Source organism: Haloarcula salina (assembly GCF_010119195.1).
GTDB lineage: Archaea > Halobacteriota > Halobacteria > Halobacteriales > Haloarculaceae > Haloarcula > Haloarcula salina.
The window spans coordinates 1-16,875 of record NZ_WRXL01000011.1; the positions used below are offsets into that span (position 1 = coordinate 1).

The 16,875-nt window shown below is 54.0% G+C and carries 17 protein-coding genes; 6 read left to right on the forward strand and 11 right to left on the reverse strand.

Annotation, left to right across the window (positions count from 1 at the left end):
* Positions 1-419 precede the first annotated feature (419 nt).
* The 3 genes from GM656_RS18830 to GM656_RS18840 all read left to right on the forward strand — a co-directional run bounded on the left by GM656_RS18830 (position 420) and on the right by GM656_RS18840 (position 3,224).
* Positions 420-1,124 (forward strand): DNA cytosine methyltransferase, encoded by a 705-nt coding sequence (locus GM656_RS18830; protein ID WP_162415256.1) that lies wholly within the window; start codon positions 420-422, stop codon positions 1,122-1,124.
* A complete protein-coding gene (locus GM656_RS18835; protein ID WP_162415257.1) occupies positions 1,121-1,318 on the forward strand; it encodes a helix-turn-helix transcriptional regulator in 198 nt (65 codons plus the stop codon). The genes GM656_RS18830 and GM656_RS18835 overlap by 4 nt, the downstream gene beginning before the upstream one ends.
* A gap of 142 nt (positions 1,319-1,460) precedes the next feature.
* Positions 1,461-3,224: a DUF7845 domain-containing protein gene (locus tag GM656_RS18840; protein WP_241692822.1), complete on the forward strand. Its 1,764-nt coding sequence runs from the start codon at positions 1,461-1,463 to the stop codon at positions 3,222-3,224.
* A gap of 245 nt (positions 3,225-3,469) precedes the next feature.
* Here GM656_RS18840 and GM656_RS18845 read toward each other — a convergent pair whose 3' ends face one another.
* The 9 genes from GM656_RS18845 to GM656_RS18880 form a co-directional block, all read right to left on the reverse strand.
* Positions 3,470-4,315 carry a hypothetical protein gene (locus GM656_RS18845; RefSeq protein ID WP_162415258.1) on the reverse strand — a complete coding sequence of 282 codons (846 nt, stop codon included), beginning with the start codon at positions 4,313-4,315 and terminating at the stop codon, positions 3,470-3,472.
* A gap of 293 nt (positions 4,316-4,608) precedes the next feature.
* On the reverse strand, positions 4,609-4,989 hold the full coding sequence (locus GM656_RS19650) for a hypothetical protein (protein ID WP_367397977.1): 381 nt from the start codon (positions 4,987-4,989) through the stop codon (positions 4,609-4,611).
* Between the two features lie 160 nt (positions 4,990-5,149).
* The gene (locus GM656_RS18850) at positions 5,150-6,325 is read right to left on the reverse strand and encodes a hypothetical protein (RefSeq protein WP_162415259.1); all 1,176 of its coding nucleotides are present in this window, start codon (positions 6,323-6,325) and stop codon (positions 5,150-5,152) included.
* Positions 6,318-7,106 carry a hypothetical protein gene (locus GM656_RS18855; RefSeq protein WP_162415260.1) on the reverse strand — a complete coding sequence of 263 codons (789 nt, stop codon included), beginning with the start codon at positions 7,104-7,106 and terminating at the stop codon, positions 6,318-6,320. The genes GM656_RS18850 and GM656_RS18855 overlap by 8 nt, the downstream gene beginning before the upstream one ends.
* Positions 7,107-7,664: a hypothetical protein gene (locus GM656_RS18860; RefSeq protein ID WP_162415261.1), complete on the reverse strand. Its 558-nt coding sequence runs from the start codon at positions 7,662-7,664 to the stop codon at positions 7,107-7,109. It abuts the gene before it with no gap.
* Between the two features lie 7 nt (positions 7,665-7,671).
* Entirely contained in the window at positions 7,672-9,465 is a 1,794-nt protein-coding gene (locus tag GM656_RS19195) for a hypothetical protein (protein ID WP_174243011.1), read from the reverse strand.
* A complete protein-coding gene (locus GM656_RS18870; RefSeq protein ID WP_162415262.1) occupies positions 9,462-9,689 on the reverse strand; it encodes a hypothetical protein in 228 nt (75 codons plus the stop codon). Before GM656_RS18870 ends, GM656_RS19195 begins: the two co-directional genes overlap by 4 nt.
* 6 nt (positions 9,690-9,695) lie before the next feature.
* Positions 9,696-10,127, reverse strand: coding sequence for a hypothetical protein (locus GM656_RS18875; protein ID WP_162415263.1), 432 nt, complete (start codon positions 10,125-10,127; stop codon positions 9,696-9,698).
* A 115-nt stretch (positions 10,128-10,242) separates the two neighbouring features.
* Complete coding sequence (locus GM656_RS18880) at positions 10,243-10,740, reverse strand: type IV pilin (RefSeq protein WP_162415264.1); 498 nt, start codon at positions 10,738-10,740, stop codon at positions 10,243-10,245.
* A 501-nt stretch (positions 10,741-11,241) separates the two neighbouring features.
* On the opposite strand from GM656_RS18880, the gene GM656_RS19680 reads away from it, so the two are divergent.
* Both GM656_RS19680 and GM656_RS18885 read left to right on the forward strand, forming a co-directional pair.
* The gene (locus GM656_RS19680) at positions 11,242-11,499 is read left to right on the forward strand and encodes a DUF7692 domain-containing protein (protein ID WP_449405228.1); all 258 of its coding nucleotides are present in this window, start codon (positions 11,242-11,244) and stop codon (positions 11,497-11,499) included.
* 185 nt (positions 11,500-11,684) lie between these two features.
* A complete protein-coding gene (locus GM656_RS18885; protein ID WP_162415265.1) occupies positions 11,685-12,605 on the forward strand; it encodes a hypothetical protein in 921 nt (306 codons plus the stop codon).
* Here the strand turns inward: GM656_RS18885 and GM656_RS18890 are convergent, their stop codons facing one another.
* Together GM656_RS18890 and GM656_RS18895 are read right to left on the reverse strand one after the other, a co-directional pair.
* Positions 12,606-14,579: a hypothetical protein gene (locus GM656_RS18890; RefSeq protein WP_162415266.1), complete on the reverse strand. Its 1,974-nt coding sequence runs from the start codon at positions 14,577-14,579 to the stop codon at positions 12,606-12,608.
* Between the two features lie 493 nt (positions 14,580-15,072).
* Positions 15,073-15,399 carry an arginine repressor gene (locus GM656_RS18895; protein WP_004515349.1) on the reverse strand — a complete coding sequence of 109 codons (327 nt, stop codon included), beginning with the start codon at positions 15,397-15,399 and terminating at the stop codon, positions 15,073-15,075.
* A gap of 425 nt (positions 15,400-15,824) precedes the next feature.
* Here GM656_RS18895 and GM656_RS18900 point away from each other — a divergent pair, with 425 nt between their 5' ends.
* The gene (locus GM656_RS18900) at positions 15,825-16,817 is read left to right on the forward strand and encodes a tyrosine-type recombinase/integrase (protein ID WP_162415269.1); all 993 of its coding nucleotides are present in this window, start codon (positions 15,825-15,827) and stop codon (positions 16,815-16,817) included.
* Positions 16,818-16,875: the final 58 nt, after the last annotated feature.

The following is a 16,875-nucleotide window of genomic DNA, read 5'->3' on the forward strand; positions in this document are numbered from 1 at the left end:
TTCAAATCCGGCAGGGCCCATCCCGCTTCTGCCCGTTTCATGACCGAAACAGTTCGGCAGCATCAGGTACACGAGCGTGCTTTAATCCACGTTTCCGCCGCTCTCCAACACCCCCGCTGAAACCTGAGTTCAACAAGCCTCTTGTTGGGGGTTGCCGCCGTCTGGCGGTTTTGCGATTCGGAGGTGCGAGCGATGAGTAAGGCGTCATCGCCCGCTACGGTTCCTGAGAAGGGCGTGCGGAACCGTTCGCAGTATGCGGACACTCTGCATCGCCTCGACCCGGACGCCGACGAGCCACAACCCGCCTGTCCCGAAGGTGAGTACCGCAATGACGCCGAGTTCACGGACGTTCCTATCGCCGCGTATCGGCCCCACTACAAACTCTGTGGGAACCCGGAGTGCTTCGGAGGTGAGTGGCGGTGACGCATCATCCGCTGGTTATCGACGCCTACAGCGGTCCCGGTGGAGTTGGTCTCGCACTCAGTGACCTCCCTGTGCGACACGTCGGTGTCGACATAGAGGAGTACGGTGACGAGTATCCGGGCCAGTTCGTCCGAGCCGATGCCTCACACGTCGCGTTCATGGAGCGGTTCCCGTCGCCGGAACTATTATGGCTTTCACCGCGGTGTCAGGCCTATTCGCGGCTGTCGTGGGCGAATATGGGCCGGTACGACTGGGACCAGACGCCGAAAGAGCGCTATCCCACGTTTGCCGACCTGAACGTTCGCGAGGTCATCGAGGCAGTCAACCCCGAGCACTACATTATCGAGAACGTCGCTACCTGTGACGATCTTCGTGAACCTGCTCGGTTGAACGGCTTGGCCTTCGGCCTCCCGATCAACAACCAGCGCCACTTCGAAACGTCGTTCACCGTCCCCGACGCCTGTGAGAGTGGCACGTGCGAAATCTCGCTAGGGTCCGAATACGTCAGGCACGAACTCGCCGCCGCGAAAGGTGTTCCCGCCAACTGGTCTGAATCCGAGATCCGGTCGGCTATCCCCCGCGAATTCGTCGAATACCTGCTCCACTACTGTCCGAGTACCCCGAACGTCCCGCTCCCCGAAACACTTCGACAGCGGGCACTTCACGAATTCGTCGAAGTCACGGGAGGTAAGCAGGCGTGACGCTACAGGCGTCACTCTTCGACTACGAACCGGACCTGTCGCCGTTAACTGACGCCGAACGCGAGGTGTACGAGGCTGTGGGCATGGGCCAGTATGGGCCGCGTGAGTACGCCCGGAAGACTGACCGCGCTCCCGGTACAGTCGGGAACCTGCTTCGGCGAGCCCGCGAGAAAATCGAGGTGACCAGCGCGTGACGGGCTTCGTCCGAGCCTCCCGGCTGTACGATGTCGAGACGGGCGAACCCCTTCATTTCGACTGGGCAAAATTCCAACCACTTGCGGAGAGTCAGGCCGAAGTAGAGCGCGCCGTCGCGGAGATCGAGGGCGGGAGATAGGGATGTCGCGGCACCTCAAGTGCGCCCCTCATGAGGGCGACGTGCGCTTTACCATTGGCGTTCATCCCGACCCTGGCGTTCCAGACTACGGGCTGAAACCCTACTACGCGATGGACTCGCTCATTAAGGAGTGGGGCGACCGCTGGGAAACCGAAGGGAAGCCGACCCGTGACATCGATTTCAACGGCGAGACGTGGGCCACCTGCTTCGACTACTCTGAAAGCGGTCTGGATGCGTGGGACAATCCCGAGTTCCAGATTCAGAACGTCCGCGAGTTCCAATTCTACTTTGTCGCGAAGGACTCGCCGACCTACGAGGGGAAGCGAGCAGATCGGGACAAGCGCGTGAAGGGCGGGACGATCACCGTCCGGCCACGGTGGCCGAACCTCACCTCAGATGGCGAACCCGTGTCTGTGCCGGACTACGGCGCGCCGTATATCGACGTGCAGGTGCAGGCATCGAACCTGCCCCACGAGGAGTATCTGACGCTCGTGAAGCGCGTGATGGACGCCTACGGAATCGCCGCGCGGTACTTCGACCACCCACACCCCGACAGTCACATCAGCGACCTCGCGTACTACGTCCGGCTGTATCGATCCGACAGCGGGCCGCTGTACGCGCCGGACGGCCCGATTGCACGGTGTCACACGCTGATTCAGGGCGACCGGTCGGGCTACCGGAAGCACGTCGAAGACAACACGAAACTGCCGGGCTACTACGTCACCGCTACCGTCGAAGACGAGAAGGCCGACCAGTTGGTCCGTGGGCATGGGCTGGGGAAGGAACTCAAGCACTACTACCCGAACCACCCGGAGAACTACGAACCGGATCATGCGCTGTACCATCCGAAATTCGAAGTCGCCTACCAGACCAGTCGGACCGAGGAAACCGTTCGGTGGGACGACCTCGACGACGCGCGGCGCGAGCTGGAAGAAACGATCTTGAACTGTCTGGAGTGGTGTGGGTTGGCGACCAGCGCCGACAGCGGCGTGTTCGTCGACTTCGATCCGTTCTGGGACGTTCGGGATACAACGGAAGCGCGGAAATTCGTGCAGTGTCCGCTGCCGAAGATCGAAGACGACCAGGAACATCGGGTGATGCAACTGTGGGGGGACATGACCGCCGCAGACCGCGACGTGACGGAACTATTGCTCACGGACGGCGGGAAGGTCTCGCCCCAGGCGGCAGCCGAGCGGACGGGCTACACCTACCGGACGATCCGGACGGTGATCGACCGGATGGAAGGCCTGATTGAACACACCTACGGCGAACTGGAACTGTCGTCGAAGAAGATCCAGCAGGAACTACTGAAACGTGTGCGGGCCGCCGGTGATCGGTTCGAGCAAGAGATCGGTAGCGCCGCGATGGAACTGGCCGACGCTGCTGAGGAACGTGCCCGGTCGCGATGGGCGCGGATTCGTCGCGAGTACGCTATCTCGGAGACGGACGCCGACGACTGCCGGAAACTGCTGACGGTGGGCTACACGCCGGACGATCTCGACGAAGCCCGGACGATACTTCGGGAGATTCAGACGGCGTACACGGAGTGCGTGGAGGCGAACACCTACGGCGTTCACGTCGTCGTGGAGACGGCGCAGACGGGCCGTGAGCGGTTCCGCGACCTGTCGGCAGCTATCCGCACGGCGTACGATGCGGGCGGCCATCGACGGGAAGCACGCGCCGCAGAGCAGGGCCGCAAAGGCTTCGACTTCGAGGCGTGGAAAGCGGCCGGCTGTCCGCCGGCCGACGAGTGGCGCGGCGGGTAGCCGGGCCCCCTGGATAGAGGCATCACTACCTCTCACACTGTTTTAGCGGCAATAATGTGTACTTTCCCCCGAAAATCGCGCGTCGCGCGGCTGGGTTCGTTCCCTCCGGTCACGTCACCCAGCCGCGCGACCAGGGGGAACCCGGAAAGCGAGCTTCCGGGTTCCCCTTAGTCGTGTGGCTAAGGCCACCTCTCCAAAATACACCGCAGGGCCTCTAATCTACAGCTCAGTGGTCTTTCTTTCCATTATCCCGTAGAGGCGGATTCGTTGAGATGATAGCAAGCCGCTAGACCATCATTTATTCTATCAACGTTAACACCAATCAAGTAGTTAGATGTAGTTGGACCGTCTTCTCCTACTAGTCTCGCTCGAGTGGCGGTATAAGGAAGATTTCGTGATTGTTGGTATTCGATTGGCATACCTGACATTTTGATAGAAGTTCTCTCTGAATAGATTTTCCCTCTTTCTGGCCATTTGTATCTAACTTGAACCTTCTCATCGGGACTGAAAGCGACTAAATAGTCACACTGATCGAATTTTTGAGTTACCACAAATTCAAATGACCGCTCTTCTTTTGGAAGAATATCTCTCATTACTACTGTCTTTGTGCAGTGATATACATCTAATTTCGAATTATCTCGTGAAAGAGTCGCCAAGTCACCACTTACTCGATAACTAAAAGTATTCTTAACAGTCACCTGACCTCCTACGGATGGCCCTTTTGTATTTGAATGAACAATGCAGCCTGGGTGCTGAATAATTAATTTTAATTTACTGATTTTATTATTTCCTTGATTTTGAAAATCGTATCTATGCACTTCATATTCAGATTTCCATTCCATGCCACCAAAATCTGGGACAGTCTTTCCCTCTTGATATGACACATTTTGATTGTTAACCTCGATATCAATAGGAGGAGCAGCGTACGTAGGGGCGTCAGCCCTGACATAAATATCTGTCATAAAAGCGGTTGCATACGGCTGAATCAATACGGCCAGTAACAGTCCAATAATAGCTCCACTCATTCGATCTCCCAATATAATTGACTTCCCTTTACTGGAGCTATTCTTAATCTTCTTGAACCAATCCACTATCTAAATACATACTGATTTGGGCTAATTGAATATTTTGTCACTCAAATTAAGTAATAAGTGTGTACTATTCAGAAATATAATTAATAAATTCTGTTAAAATTCTAGGAACTAATTGACTGCATTTCATTTGCTTGTTCTTGACGCCATTTTTTTAATCCCAAAACTATGAATCTGAGGCATAGCTGAACTCAAATTCACCCCCCGAATTGCTCACGCTCAAGTACCCGCAAGTTCTGAAGATGCGTGCTGTATTCAGCACGGCCTCAGAAAACTATCAACGGTTGAGGATTTCAACAGAGCCAATTAATACTAATCTTTGCTTGTAGTGCCCCACGATGGTCCCCTCCTCCGTGCCAGTTCAGATTAGGCAACTGTGAAGAATGTAGTAATCGCCAGTGCAAAACTTCCACACCACGCCCACGAACCCGATACACGGCGAACACGTACCATCCGTTTGCCGCTCGTAGCTGCTCGTGGTACTGGTCGTAGAGTTTGAATGTCCCAGGCTGTCCATCTGCGTGCCGGTGCATCGCGGACTTGATTTCGACCGGCGTTCCGTCGGGTCGCTTCGCGTCGTGCCAGCTGCACCTGTCGAGATCGAGGTCGTATCGCTCGACAGCTTTGCGCTCGACGAGCGTCCCGTAGTGATTGGCTTTGTGGCTTCGACTCATCTTCGCGCCTCGCGTGCGTCATATATAGATACTCCTCCGGCCTGTTTTCGGCCGTTGCCCATGGCTCTCCAAGCGAGCGACAGCGAGCGCCGGCTATGGGCCAATACAGAGGGTACGCCGGGGGGTTGGTTGTTGTTGGTTTTCTCGAATACCGTCGCTGTCATGCGGTTAGCTCCGTCACCTCGCCAACCACGTTTCGGTGGTCGCTGTCGTGTTCGTACTCGTTCCAGCGTTGTCGTACCCATTCGGCGCTGTATGGCACGAAATCGGCGATTTCGTGGTTTGGTCTGTCCGGGTCTGCCTCTTTCGCCGTGATGACTGTGTAGATCGCGAGCTTCCGCGAGAGGTCCGCCGGGTCTACTCCATCCTCGTCTTCCTCGCCGCTCGACCAGGACCACGTGGTTGGCTCCTTGTCGTCGTAGCGCCAATCAGTCTCGGGGATGCCCGATACCGAGAAAATCGGATTCACGCCCTTGCGTCCTTTCACGTCCTCGTAGAATGTCGCCTCTTTCAGCCCTTCTTTGTGGACGCACACGGCGAGTTCCCGAACCAGCGGATGCACGTCGCGGCCGTCGTGGCCGATGACGATGAGCGAGCCGCCGTACTTGCGGATCTTGTAGGTGAGCGGCCCGAGCTTCTGTTTCGTGTCGTAGCCGTCCTTGCCACCGCCGCCGGCGTTACTGCTGGCCTCGTCGAAGATGAACAGCTTCGGGGCCTGTTCGTTGTGCATGGGGTCGCCGTCCTGTTTGAGCCACTCGTTCAGTTCGCCGTAGTTGGCGAGCCAACCGTCCCGACGCTCGCCGTGCTTGTCGGTCCACTCGTCGGTCTCTTCGAGCGTCCGGATGTTCGAGGCGACCAGTGCGTCCGAAGGGTGCTGTTCCTTCCAGAGTTGGCCGAGCAGACAGGCGAAATTGGACTTCCCCGTACCGGGTTCGGCCCACTCGTAGAACATCGGCGCGGGGCCAGTCATCTGTGCGCGCAGTTGGTCGATGGCCTTGATACCGGAGATGTCGGCGCGCTGGCCGGCGTCGCCGGTGAACTGCTTCAAAGATTGCATATCACCGTTGGCCATCGCTCGGCGGGCGGTTTCGGTCCCTTCGATACGGATGATGTCGCGGACGTGGCGGAGGTCTTTGGCTTGTCCGGGCATCTTCTCCGGGCGGTCGCATCGCTGGGGGTCGTAGTGCGTTTCGAGTATCGAGAGATACCGGGATAGCTTCTCGTCACGGACGATGCCGGCATGTGCGTGTACCTCGTCGGGATCGCGCTGTCCGTAGCCGTCTTGGTACTCGCGGAACTGTGCGGGCGTGTAGAGGTCGGTTCCATCGTCAGTCATCGTTCACCTGCGGGTCTTGGGTTTGATCGATCGGGACTGCCCGCCCATCGCCCACGGCGGCGTCGGCCGTGGGGTCGGGTGCGTCGGTGAGGTCGTGAATCGTCGGAGCGTCGTCGAAGTCTTCGCCGTCCTCGATGAGGTCGCCGAAGGTGTCCTTGGCGGCGGTCTTCTGGATCATCTGGCCGCGCTCGTTCGCTTCGGCTTCGGCCGTGACGAGCTTCTGCTGGAGTTCGACCGAGCCACGGGACCAGCGGCCACGGATAGCGGCGAGTTCCTCGGCACGGTCGATGAGCCAGCCGTGGATGTCTTGCATCTGCTTCTTGCTGGTCATCAGTTGGGTGTCCTGACAGCCTTCGAGCCAGACGCCCTCGACGCGGAGCTGGTCGATGTCTTCGAGGTACTCGTACTCGCGGACGGCCCACGCACTGCCGCCGTTGACGGGGTACGGGTCCGGACCGTCGATTTCCTTCTCACGCCAGAGTTGCGGCGGGACGTAGTACTTCTCGGTCGTATCGTCGACAGCGTTGACGTGGTGAACCTCGACCCAGTTGCGCCGGCGAAGCCAGCGGGCGATCTTCGCTCCGACGAGATAGCAGGGGATCGCCAGCACCAGCCAGCCGACAGCGATAGCCGGAATCCACGTCGGGGGCGTGGGAAGCTGAGGCTGATAGTAGACGACCAGGACGGCCGCGCCGAGGATCATCCCGGTGACCAGCAGTTTGTACTCGGCGAGGAGGTACGTGAGCCGGTCGCGGTTGTCGGCGAACGTGGGCGCGGGCATTCAGGCCACCTCCGGACGGCCGTTCTCGCCGCGCATGACGTTCCAGCCGGCGATAATCATCCAGACGAACGCGACACCCGCGCCAGCGAGCCACGCTTGGAGTGACGAGAGCGCGCGGAGGATATCGAGCCCGTCGCCGGACGGCTGGCGGACAATTTCGGCGTACAGGGGCGTGTTCTCGGTGGAGATGGCGACGCCGACGTAGCCGTCTTGCTCGGTCACCGGAATCTCGACGGTGGTGGTCTCGCCGGATTCAAGCGCGACCGTGCGGACGGGGATCTTGCCGCCGTCCTGGAAGCGGCCGGCGTCGGAGATCGTGACGACCTGGGTGGCGCTCGACCGGAGCGTGATCCGGGCGACACTTTCGTCCGGTCGGTAGACCGAATCGACGATTTCCGTATTCCCGTCGACGCGGGTGGCGTTCGTGTCCGAGCTTTGGTCCGTGGGCTGTGGGCCGGGCGTTTCGACGGGGAGGTTCCCCGCGGACTGTGCGGCGGTCGGGGCGCTGACGCAGCTGAGGCTGACCACGAGCAGCGCGACGAAGAAAATGGAACGCATGGGTGGGTTAGTTCTGCAAGACGACGACAGCGAGCAGCGTGCCGATGATGGCGAGCGCGACGATGGGACTCACGTTCCCGCCGCCGAGGAAGCCGCCGCCGCTGCCGCCCGAATTCATCGCTTGTTTTCGGGCTTCGATTTCGTTGTACTTCTGGCGGAGGTCCGCGTACTGCTGTTTGAGTTCGGTGACGTTGGTGGTCTGGTAGGTGGTTTTCTGGATAGTGACGTTCTTGATGGTCTGACCGTTCTGGTCGGTGATCCGGTCGATAGTGAACGTGCCTTCTAACTCGACGATGCGGTCACTGGTGACGACGTACTGCGTGCCGGAGATGTTGGCCGCGTCGTAGGTCTGGTTAACCTCAAACTGGCCGCTCGCGGGGTTGTCGGCGGAGAACAGGACACCTTCGTACTGCGTACCGCTTCCAGTCGTGACGTTGAAGCTCCCGATCTGGTCGAAGTTCTCGGGAGAGTTCTGCCCGAGCAGCGTGAGCTGCGCGGCAGCCCAGGACTGATGGCTGTCACCAGCGGAGTACTCCGAGGCGAGCAGATACGGATCTACCAAATCCGAGTTGTTGATTTCGCCGGCCTGATAGGCGTCGTAGGTGTTGTTCGCCAGTGTATCCATCTCGTTTTGGACCTGCTGATTCTGGTTCTGGATATCCGACCAGCGGTTGCCGTACGCGCTGAAATCCATCGCCATGAATGAACTCGTGGTGTCCGTGCCAGCGACCTGGATACCGTCGGCTTCGTACCATGCCGCGTCATCAGTGGTCGTCGTTCGCGGCAGCACGTCACTTGGGCCGACGGTCCGGCCGCCGCGGAAGTCGGATTTGTAGAATCCGAAGTATGGACCGGTGACGGTGACGGTATCGCCGTTGACGAGCGTTTCTGTCGTCTGCCTGTAGTCGTAGATGTTGAAGTTCGAATCAGAACTGCTATCATCAGGAGTGCCGACGAGGGTGAACATCCCTAAGCTATCCTGAGAGGACTTCTGAGAGAGATATTGCGTGTTCTCAGCATGACGAGTGAACTCGTTCGCCAGATTGCGCTGTTTGGTGGCGTAGTAGTCCGCGACGGCCTGCTTCGCTTTGGTTTTGGCCGCCGCCTTGCTACTCCCGTTGTTGAGTGCGCGGATGTAGGCGTTCTTGCCGAGAATCCGGGCTTGATTCTTCGAGCCTTCCAGTGTGTTGTTCAGCGAGGTCTGGTAGTTCGTGGCGCTGGCTTTGGAGTTCTGGGCAGCGAGGTAGATATCCAGTTTCGCTTGCTGTGCGTCCAGACCAGTCGTGTTGACCGTCGTACTGCCGGGCTGAGGCATCGCATCGAGTTGGGGGACCTGCGGGCGGACAGCGGCGGCGATCTGTTCCATGAGGCCGGGTTGGAGATCGGCGTCGCCGCCGGTCGAGCCGACGACCGTCCCGGTTTCGGGTTGGACGCCGAAGTCTCCGGGGTGTAGCGAGTTGAACGTCGGGGAGCCGGAGACGTTGGAGACGGTGACGTTGACGGTCCCGTAGGCTCCCTCGTTGTAGAACAGCAGCCGGTCCTTCTTGACGCCGGCCGCCGAAAACTCGTTCCGGTAGAGAACGGTTTGTGAGCCGCTGGTTCCGGGAACTTCGCGGGTGGTGTACTCGACGGTGAACGACCCCGAGAGGTCCGATGTGTCGACAACCAGCACGTCGGCCCCGCCAGTGTAAGAGTAGCCGATAGTGTCACTCTGCGCGGTGGCGAGTCCCGGCCCAAAGCCCACGGCGACCGTCGAGACGACGACGAGTGCGGCGAGCAGGACTGATCCGGCGCGGGTCACGGCTGACCTCCGTCGGCCTTGACCTGTTCGATGTGCTCGCGCACGTCTTGGTCGCTGGCGGGTTCCAGGTCGTCGCGGTCGCGGACGTGGTGCGCGCCGATCACGCCGGTGGCGGCGACGGCGGGAACGACGACTGGGAAGGGGTCGCCGACGACGGCGGCAGAGATCGTCGATGCGGAGACGCCGATAGTCCCGACGAGTCCGTAGCTGAGTATACGGTCCATCGGAGATCACCCGAGGTAGCTGATGACGTAGTAGCCGGCGGCCTCGACAGCGACGACGGTGAGACCGATGGCGGCCGACCCGACTACGATATCCTGTGCACCGAGGATGTTGAGGCCGGTGAACAGGACGATGACGAGGGTTCCGAGCGAGAGGTAGGTCTCGACGGTGGCCGAGCCCTTGGCGATGTCCACGAGGTCGGTGTTGAGTTCGTAGTTCTTCGCACGGGACTGGTTCACTCGGTTCGTCGCGTAGGCGGCCGCGAGAGCGCCGAGAGAGAGCAGGAAAGCGAGGTTGATGCTCGTGTTCTGGACGGTCGCGACGGACGCGCCGAGGTCGTAGCCGAGTAGGCTGATCGAAGCGATACCGTTGGTGACGAACGCGCTGGCGGTGAAAATCACACCGGCCAGGGCGTCTTCGATGTCGATCTTTCCGAACATAGGGTTCTCATCCGTCTTAGACGGACGAACGAGAGACCGGTGTGTTCCGGTAAAAGCCAGGTAGTTACCGAGAGATGTCTCTGATCGTATTTTCGAAAAATGAAGAATGAAGGCGTTACGCGTCAGGTCCGCTGTCTTCTGCCAAGGTGGCAGAAGTATCCCCTTCTGTGGGTTCGTAGACTACCTGAACGTCGTACGTACTCTGAACAGCTACATCAATAGAGCTGCCTGCACTAATTTCGCTGCCACTAGAGTACTTTTCAGTCCAGGCTTTGGTGGTTCCAGTACCGATATCTAAGTTGCTACTGTAATCACTATCTGTTTCGTCAGTGAAATCACTTCCACGGACATAGAGCTCCTGAGCTTCTATTGTATCTCCACCATCGTGGGTTACAGCTAACTTGCCGATCGTGTTCCCAGACCCGTCATCACCGGCTTGGCTGTAATCAAACGAGAAACTCGCCTGCGGGGTTGCCTGCTGTGCCTGGTCGCCGAGGCCCAGCACGAACGATGCAATGACGGCTGCAAGGATAACTGTAATCGCTACCATCAATATGACGCCGATGACCGGTGAAACGGCGTCGTCATCATGGAATAGTTCTTTCAGATCCATTACGGAAAGAAAATTTCCGCAGTAGGTATTAAATCCGATTTATTGTTTGTCTGAACTTACCTGCTTCAATACTGGCTTGAAGTGACGACATCAGGTACAAAAGCGGTGTGCGACGAAGGAGGGGCCTGGATTTGACCCCCTGGTTCAAGACCAGTATTATCCCTTTGATTTCAGCGGGAACCAACCCGCAGATGACTTGTTAGAGGCGATTCCCATATTTACTTCGATTGTTATCCAGATTCAAGCCCGGCTTGAACCACATTTTACACGTCCAATCCAGATATTGTTAGGGCCCTCCATGGGGTCGCAGCTCGAAGAGCGCACTCGACGCGATATGCACACGAGGAGGATCTAACCGTGTGCATATTCGGTGGGTGTCGTGGGCTAAGTGGAAGCTATCGGCGAGCGATGGGCATGGGCCGCGGCGGTCTTTATCAGTAATCGGGTTTCGAGTTTGTCGAGAATACCTCTCTTTTGCCCTTGTGTTCACGAGTAGTCGGTATGCGAATCCGTGAAGACGGAAAGCACGCGCACCGCACGGACACTATTGAGCAGGCCACCAAGTTCTGGGACTGCAACAAGACGAAGGCACTCATGCGCTCCGCGGAATTTTCCTGGCGAATCGACGAGCGAATACAGGAGGTACTGGCTCGGGACGATTTGACTGTTCAACAGAAACGCGAAATCGCTGAGACATTATACGTACCCGGTACGTACGAAATCCAAGTTCAGGAGACTATTAATGTCGACAAGAAATAGCTCTGACCGTTGTTAAACAGTGCCGTAGAACAGCTGAAGAATTGCACCTTCGTTCCAGAATTTTCAGTAGAGAATGTAGATAGAGTTTATAGACATCAAAGAATTCTCATTTGCGTTCTGTTGGACCATTGAAAAGGAAGCACCGTATATTATAGTGTTTCAAACTACCATATCTGCAATAACCGATGGTTACAAGCTCTGGATTTTTTTCAACATTAGCGCAAATATCATCAGCGCTATTCGGCTTCATAATCACGATAACGGTGGCACTACATCAGCTAGAAATACGCGAGAGACGTAACCGGACCGAAGAACTCAGAAGTTCGCTACTCAAGACACGAAATAAATATGAGAACCTGATGTTTGAAATTGTTGAAATGATTGAATTACCATTTAATAAATCATTTGAACCTAGTAACTATGATGTGTCCGTTGATGAGTTGTCGGTTGACGAAATCAGAAATCTATCGAACGAGAAATTTGAAAGGCCGATATGCTCAAAAATATCCATGCTTTCTTACAAGTGTAGATCTATACTGAATAATATTTCTCCCTCTATACAATCAAAAAAAGACAATCTTATTTCAAAACAAGAAATAACGGAGCTACAATCGGCATCCGAGTACATCGCTGATATCACCTCCAATCCTGATGGTTCTCTGATAAATGAGGTAGAAACCAAATCTGACCATGAAAATGTGAACCTATCGGATGATATCTTTGTTGAGAACCAAGAAACAAAGTATAAAAATACATCAGAATGGATTGATTCACACATAGATTCAGAAAACGGCAATTCTAACTTAACAGGCGATAATTTAATATCTATTTCGAATATATTCAAAGAATTCGAAGATGATTTGAAAGATGTGTCAGCAAAGTCAGAGAATACAATTCTTGATGATGATGTGTGGTATAGTCACCTTCCGAACTTCACTATCCCATTCTTATTCTTTGGTATTGTGCTCCCTCTCTTGGCTTTAATTAACCCTCCTTTCGATGTCTTAGTTCTATCGGGACATATATTGACGATATATCAGGTTTTTCTTGCTGGTATAACTTCTATATTTGCTTATTTAATGATAAAATCAATATCAAACCAATAACTATTCTGAAGATAATTCAATCGCTTCAGCCAAAACATCTTCCAGTTCTGATCTTAGTGACTCAGAAGCATCCAGATCGCTATCATTCATTTGTAACATTGCTACCGTTATTTCAATCCAATTTTTAATCTCTTTGACATCCGCATCTTTAGCTGGGGGCTTGTCAAAAATAGATTCATCAAAAGATTGTTCCATTGAATTGCTGAAATCCTGAGAAATGCTCGAAAACCTGGATCTTAATTCAACTTCATCACTTCCGGACCTCCCTTCATCTGTTGACTCCTTAAGACTATCAAGTTCATCTTCTAAGTCTTGAATTCTTGAACTTGCTCTTTTAATCGTTTCCTGATATTCTCTTTCTTCTTCAACTTGCTCTAAATATTCTTTATCTGTCAGTATCTCTCTAGCTACTCTTTCGGCTTGGTTACCTTGATTATCAGATACAGCGTCTTCGAAGTCTTCTGATAAAGTTGGATGGTTAACTAATATTCTCTTCAGATGTTCTTCGTTAGATTTCTCAACCCCAACTTTTGGAGCTAAGGTATGCATATACTCGTCAATATTAATATCTTCTTCGAACTTCGCAGATAACTTAATTATTGATCTTACTGTCTTCTTCTTATCTTCATCCGTAGCTATTTCTGCAGGAGTAAACGCCATGACGTAGTTGAGCCAGCTCCGTGGCTGAATTGCTATTGGATGATCTCCGAGCATATCCTCATACTCTTCACTTTTTACAATGTTGTTGCCAATCTCAGTAAGTGTATGGTGAAAAGACAATAGAAATGGCCCGAAATTCCAATTAGAGTGTTTCCGGTATGAGGCAACTATTCCAAGATTTTTCGCATCACTCTGAATATTGTTAAACTTGTGCGACGTTACATCATATGAATTGTGTTCAAGAAATAGTTCCTGAGATTCTTGCTTGATATCTTGATCAGGACTCCTATTGTCCTCAAGCGGCTTTACACTATAGTCCTCTGCAACAATTTCTTTCCAATTTTCTAAGCGGCCAATATAATCTTCCCAAGCTCGTTCTTCTTGACGCCCAAAATCCTCAACAAACTGATTATTCGCTAATTCAATCTCTCTATCTCCGGAATACAAACCACCCATTTCTGATTTACACCCTTCAATTAACGAATCAAGCTCTCTTTCTGTTTCCTCTGTAAATCGGATCTCAAAATCAAGACTACTTGTCCTTTGACAGACTATTTCTACTATCTCGTGTTGTGGATCTGTTTTTGCTAACAATGCAACCAGAATATTAGTATCTATAATCAACTTCTTATTCCTTTGCGGAAGATCTGGAAACTCAATTACTTCTTCTTTAGATAGTAAGTCTATATTTACAGCTGCAGTGTAGCAAGATTCGACAATCTCCAGTAGATCGTTGTCCGGTTCCTCGAGATATTGTTTGATGGAATTTCTGAATATCTTACGTTGATCAATATTTTCGGAATCTGCGATTCTGTTACAGAATTCTTCAGTCTTTCCCCAATCCGTTAATAATACCTCTTTTTGTTTCCCCTCTAATTCTTCCACAGAGTTTGATAATTCAATAATATATTCTTCAAAAAATTCTGAAAATGCTGATTTAAATCTCCTCTCAACATAAGGATCCATTTCATTGATATGGCCTAATAGTATATTTTTATATCCTGGCCACAAATCAAGTACTCTGTCTTCAATACCGTCAAATGAGGCTGCCTTCAGTACTTTATATTCATTTTCACCCATCGATTGAATATAGCTTGGCTGGAGATCATGGAGTATATTATCAACTGCGGACTCTTCTAAATCTATATTGTGCTTTGCTCGGAGTTTTAATTGGATATCAGAAACGGATATCTGCTCTCCCTCATTAAATTCGGACAGTGTGAGAATGATCAAATTCGACTTGAGTTCTTCTCTTCTGTTTCGTAATCTACCTTTTAGAAGGGGAGCTGCCCTCAGAACTTGCTCAACATCCATAGTGTTTCTATTGACAGACGATATGGTATAACTTTGACCCCGTAGGGGTTGCTGTAAGCACCTTATTTTTCACCTCTTGTTAACCATACTTCAGTTCCTTAGGGGGACTTATCAGTATATTATAGACCGCTCTACTCGTCCTCAGTTAATCGAATAGGAATACATTGTGTAGCACCTGTCACCTAACTCTTTAGAACTTTCTTCGCTGATGGCCACGGCTGATTACTCGCATCCAGTCTTCCTTCCAGATATCGCAGCCCGTACCCTGTGATATCGTAGTTCTGGAATTGTGGCGTCAGAGGCTCAATCATCTGTGCGTAGGTGAGCATCTTGCAGCGCTCACGCACGCGGCCCACAGAGGCACGGAAAGATACTTTCTGCGCGATGTATCGCGGTGATGACCAGCCTTCGGCTTTGAGTATTTCGAGGATTCGTTCATCGAGCGGGACCATCCATTTGGCGGGCTTGCGTGACATGATTCAGGGCAACGTCGTCAACTGTTGATTCCGGGACCGTCAGCCGCATCAGCACCATTTTCTCCGTCGGAAGATCCGCCACCGTTGATGTAGCGTTCTCTTTCAGCGTCGTATTTTTCTTCGAGATATGCTTCTCCTTCGTCAGTGAGGACGTAAACTCCATTTCCAAGAGGGCGGAGGAGATCGTGTTCACCAAGTTTCTGTAGCCGGCGAGAAACCGTTGACTGGGCAATATGGATTTCATCCCGCTTTGCGAGCTCTGTTGAGGTTCCTGATTCCTCCTCGCGGATTATCTCCAGTATTCGGTCATCCCAGATAGTCATCCAAGATCCTGACTGACGCATTCAATTCCCACAAGAGTATAGACTATCTTATTTCTCACTAACAATTCAAATGAAGGCCACCAATGCATTTATGCATAATCGGCCTGTTTATGGATATGCGAAGCACCCGATTCGGTTGAAGATGACTCTCCTTGGTTCGTGAAGAATGGGCGGTCTGGTACACCGCCCGAAAAGGTGGCTTCGCGCTCTGTAGACCATGAGCGAATCCACCATTACGGGGCTACAGCCCCGCACGAACACCGAAGTATCGCAATCGAATAGTTCTGACGACGGCAGTTGCGCCACCTGTCGGGCTGACGCTGACGGGATTGATGCGCGAACCCGCAAGCCGAGCTGCATAGAGTGCGCGACCCGCCGCTTTGACCGTGGGGTGGGCAGCCGTGAGCAGTGACCTCCAACCGTTGGAACCGGGTCGGGCCATCAATATGTATCTCAAGGCCCGTCAGGACGAACTGACCGAATCCACGATACAGTCACAGGAGTACCGGCTGGAAGCTTTCGAGCAGTTCTGCCACGAAGAAGAGATTGAGAACCTGAACGATCTTTCGGGGCGAGATCTGTACGCCTATCGCGTCTGGCGTCGAGAGGGGAACGGAAAGGGCCGCGATAGCATCGAGCCCATAACCCTTCGAGGCCAGCTGGCGACAGTCCGCTCGTTCCTTCGCTTCGCTGCCGAAGTGGATGCTGTCCCCGAAGATCTCCGGACGAAGGTACCGCTGCCGACGATCAATAGCGCTGGCGAGGTGAGTGAATCGACGCTCGACCCCGAACGCGCGGATGGGATTCTCGATTACCTCCGGTTGTACCAGTACGCGTCGAGAGCCCATGTCATCGTCCTTCTGCTGTGGCATACCGGTGCGCGTATGGGCGCGATTCGTGGGTTAGATGTCGATGATTGCGAACTGGAAGCGAACGACCCTGGTATCCAATTCGTCCATCGCCCACAGTCCGATACACCGCTGAAGAACGGAGAGAAGGGACAACGCTGGAACGCTATCAGTGAACACGTTGCCACCGTCGTACAGGACTATATCGACGGTCCCCGAGAGTCGGTTTTCGACGAACACGGCCGCCGTCCGCTCATCACGACTCAACAGGGTCGGGCCTCTACGTCGACGTTCCGAACGACGATGTACAGAGTCACCCGCCCATGTTGGCGGGGAGCGGAGTGCCCGCATGACCGCGATCCAGAGGGGTGCGAGGCGACGGAGACGATGAAGGCTTCGACGTGTCCATCCGCTCGGTCCCCACACGACGTTCGGAGTGGCAGAGTAACGGCGTATCGGCGTGGGGATGTCCCGCGCCGTGTGGTGTCGGACCGTTTGGATGCGAGCGACCAGATTCTCGACAAGCATTACGACCGCCGTGGCGAGCGTGAAAAATCCGAACAGCGCCGCGATTACCTTCCCGAGGTGTAACAATGACTTACCGACATACTTCCAGTAACCGCAAGACGGAACCGCGAAACCGGCAGGG

What these genes read in the sequence shown, in the direction of transcription:
- GM656_RS18890 (WP_162415266.1), bottom strand. Translation starts at nt 14,579, where the DNA reads ATGGATGTTGAGCAAGTTCTGAGGGCAGCTCCCCTTCTAAAAGGTAGA.
- GM656_RS18895 (WP_004515349.1), bottom strand. Translation starts at nt 15,399, where the DNA reads ATGCGTCAGTCAGGATCTTGGATGACTATCTGGGATGACCGAATACTG.
- GM656_RS18860 (WP_162415261.1), bottom strand. Translation starts at nt 7,664, where the DNA reads ATGCGTTCCATTTTCTTCGTCGCGCTGCTCGTGGTCAGCCTCAGCTGC.
- GM656_RS18875 (WP_162415263.1), bottom strand. Translation starts at nt 10,127, where the DNA reads ATGTTCGGAAAGATCGACATCGAAGACGCCCTGGCCGGTGTGATTTTC.
- GM656_RS19680 (WP_449405228.1), top strand. Translation starts at nt 11,242, where the DNA reads ATGCGAATCCGTGAAGACGGAAAGCACGCGCACCGCACGGACACTATT.
- GM656_RS18840 (WP_241692822.1), top strand. Translation starts at nt 1,461, where the DNA reads ATGTCGCGGCACCTCAAGTGCGCCCCTCATGAGGGCGACGTGCGCTTT.
- GM656_RS18885 (WP_162415265.1), top strand. Translation starts at nt 11,685, where the DNA reads ATGGTTACAAGCTCTGGATTTTTTTCAACATTAGCGCAAATATCATCA.
- GM656_RS18880 (WP_162415264.1), bottom strand. Translation starts at nt 10,740, where the DNA reads ATGGATCTGAAAGAACTATTCCATGATGACGACGCCGTTTCACCGGTC.
- GM656_RS18900 (WP_162415269.1), top strand. Translation starts at nt 15,825, where the DNA reads ATGTATCTCAAGGCCCGTCAGGACGAACTGACCGAATCCACGATACAG.
- GM656_RS19650 (WP_367397977.1), bottom strand. Translation starts at nt 4,989, where the DNA reads ATGAGTCGAAGCCACAAAGCCAATCACTACGGGACGCTCGTCGAGCGC.
- GM656_RS18870 (WP_162415262.1), bottom strand. Translation starts at nt 9,689, where the DNA reads ATGGACCGTATACTCAGCTACGGACTCGTCGGGACTATCGGCGTCTCC.
- GM656_RS18850 (WP_162415259.1), bottom strand. Translation starts at nt 6,325, where the DNA reads ATGACTGACGATGGAACCGACCTCTACACGCCCGCACAGTTCCGCGAG.
- GM656_RS18855 (WP_162415260.1), bottom strand. Translation starts at nt 7,106, where the DNA reads ATGCCCGCGCCCACGTTCGCCGACAACCGCGACCGGCTCACGTACCTC.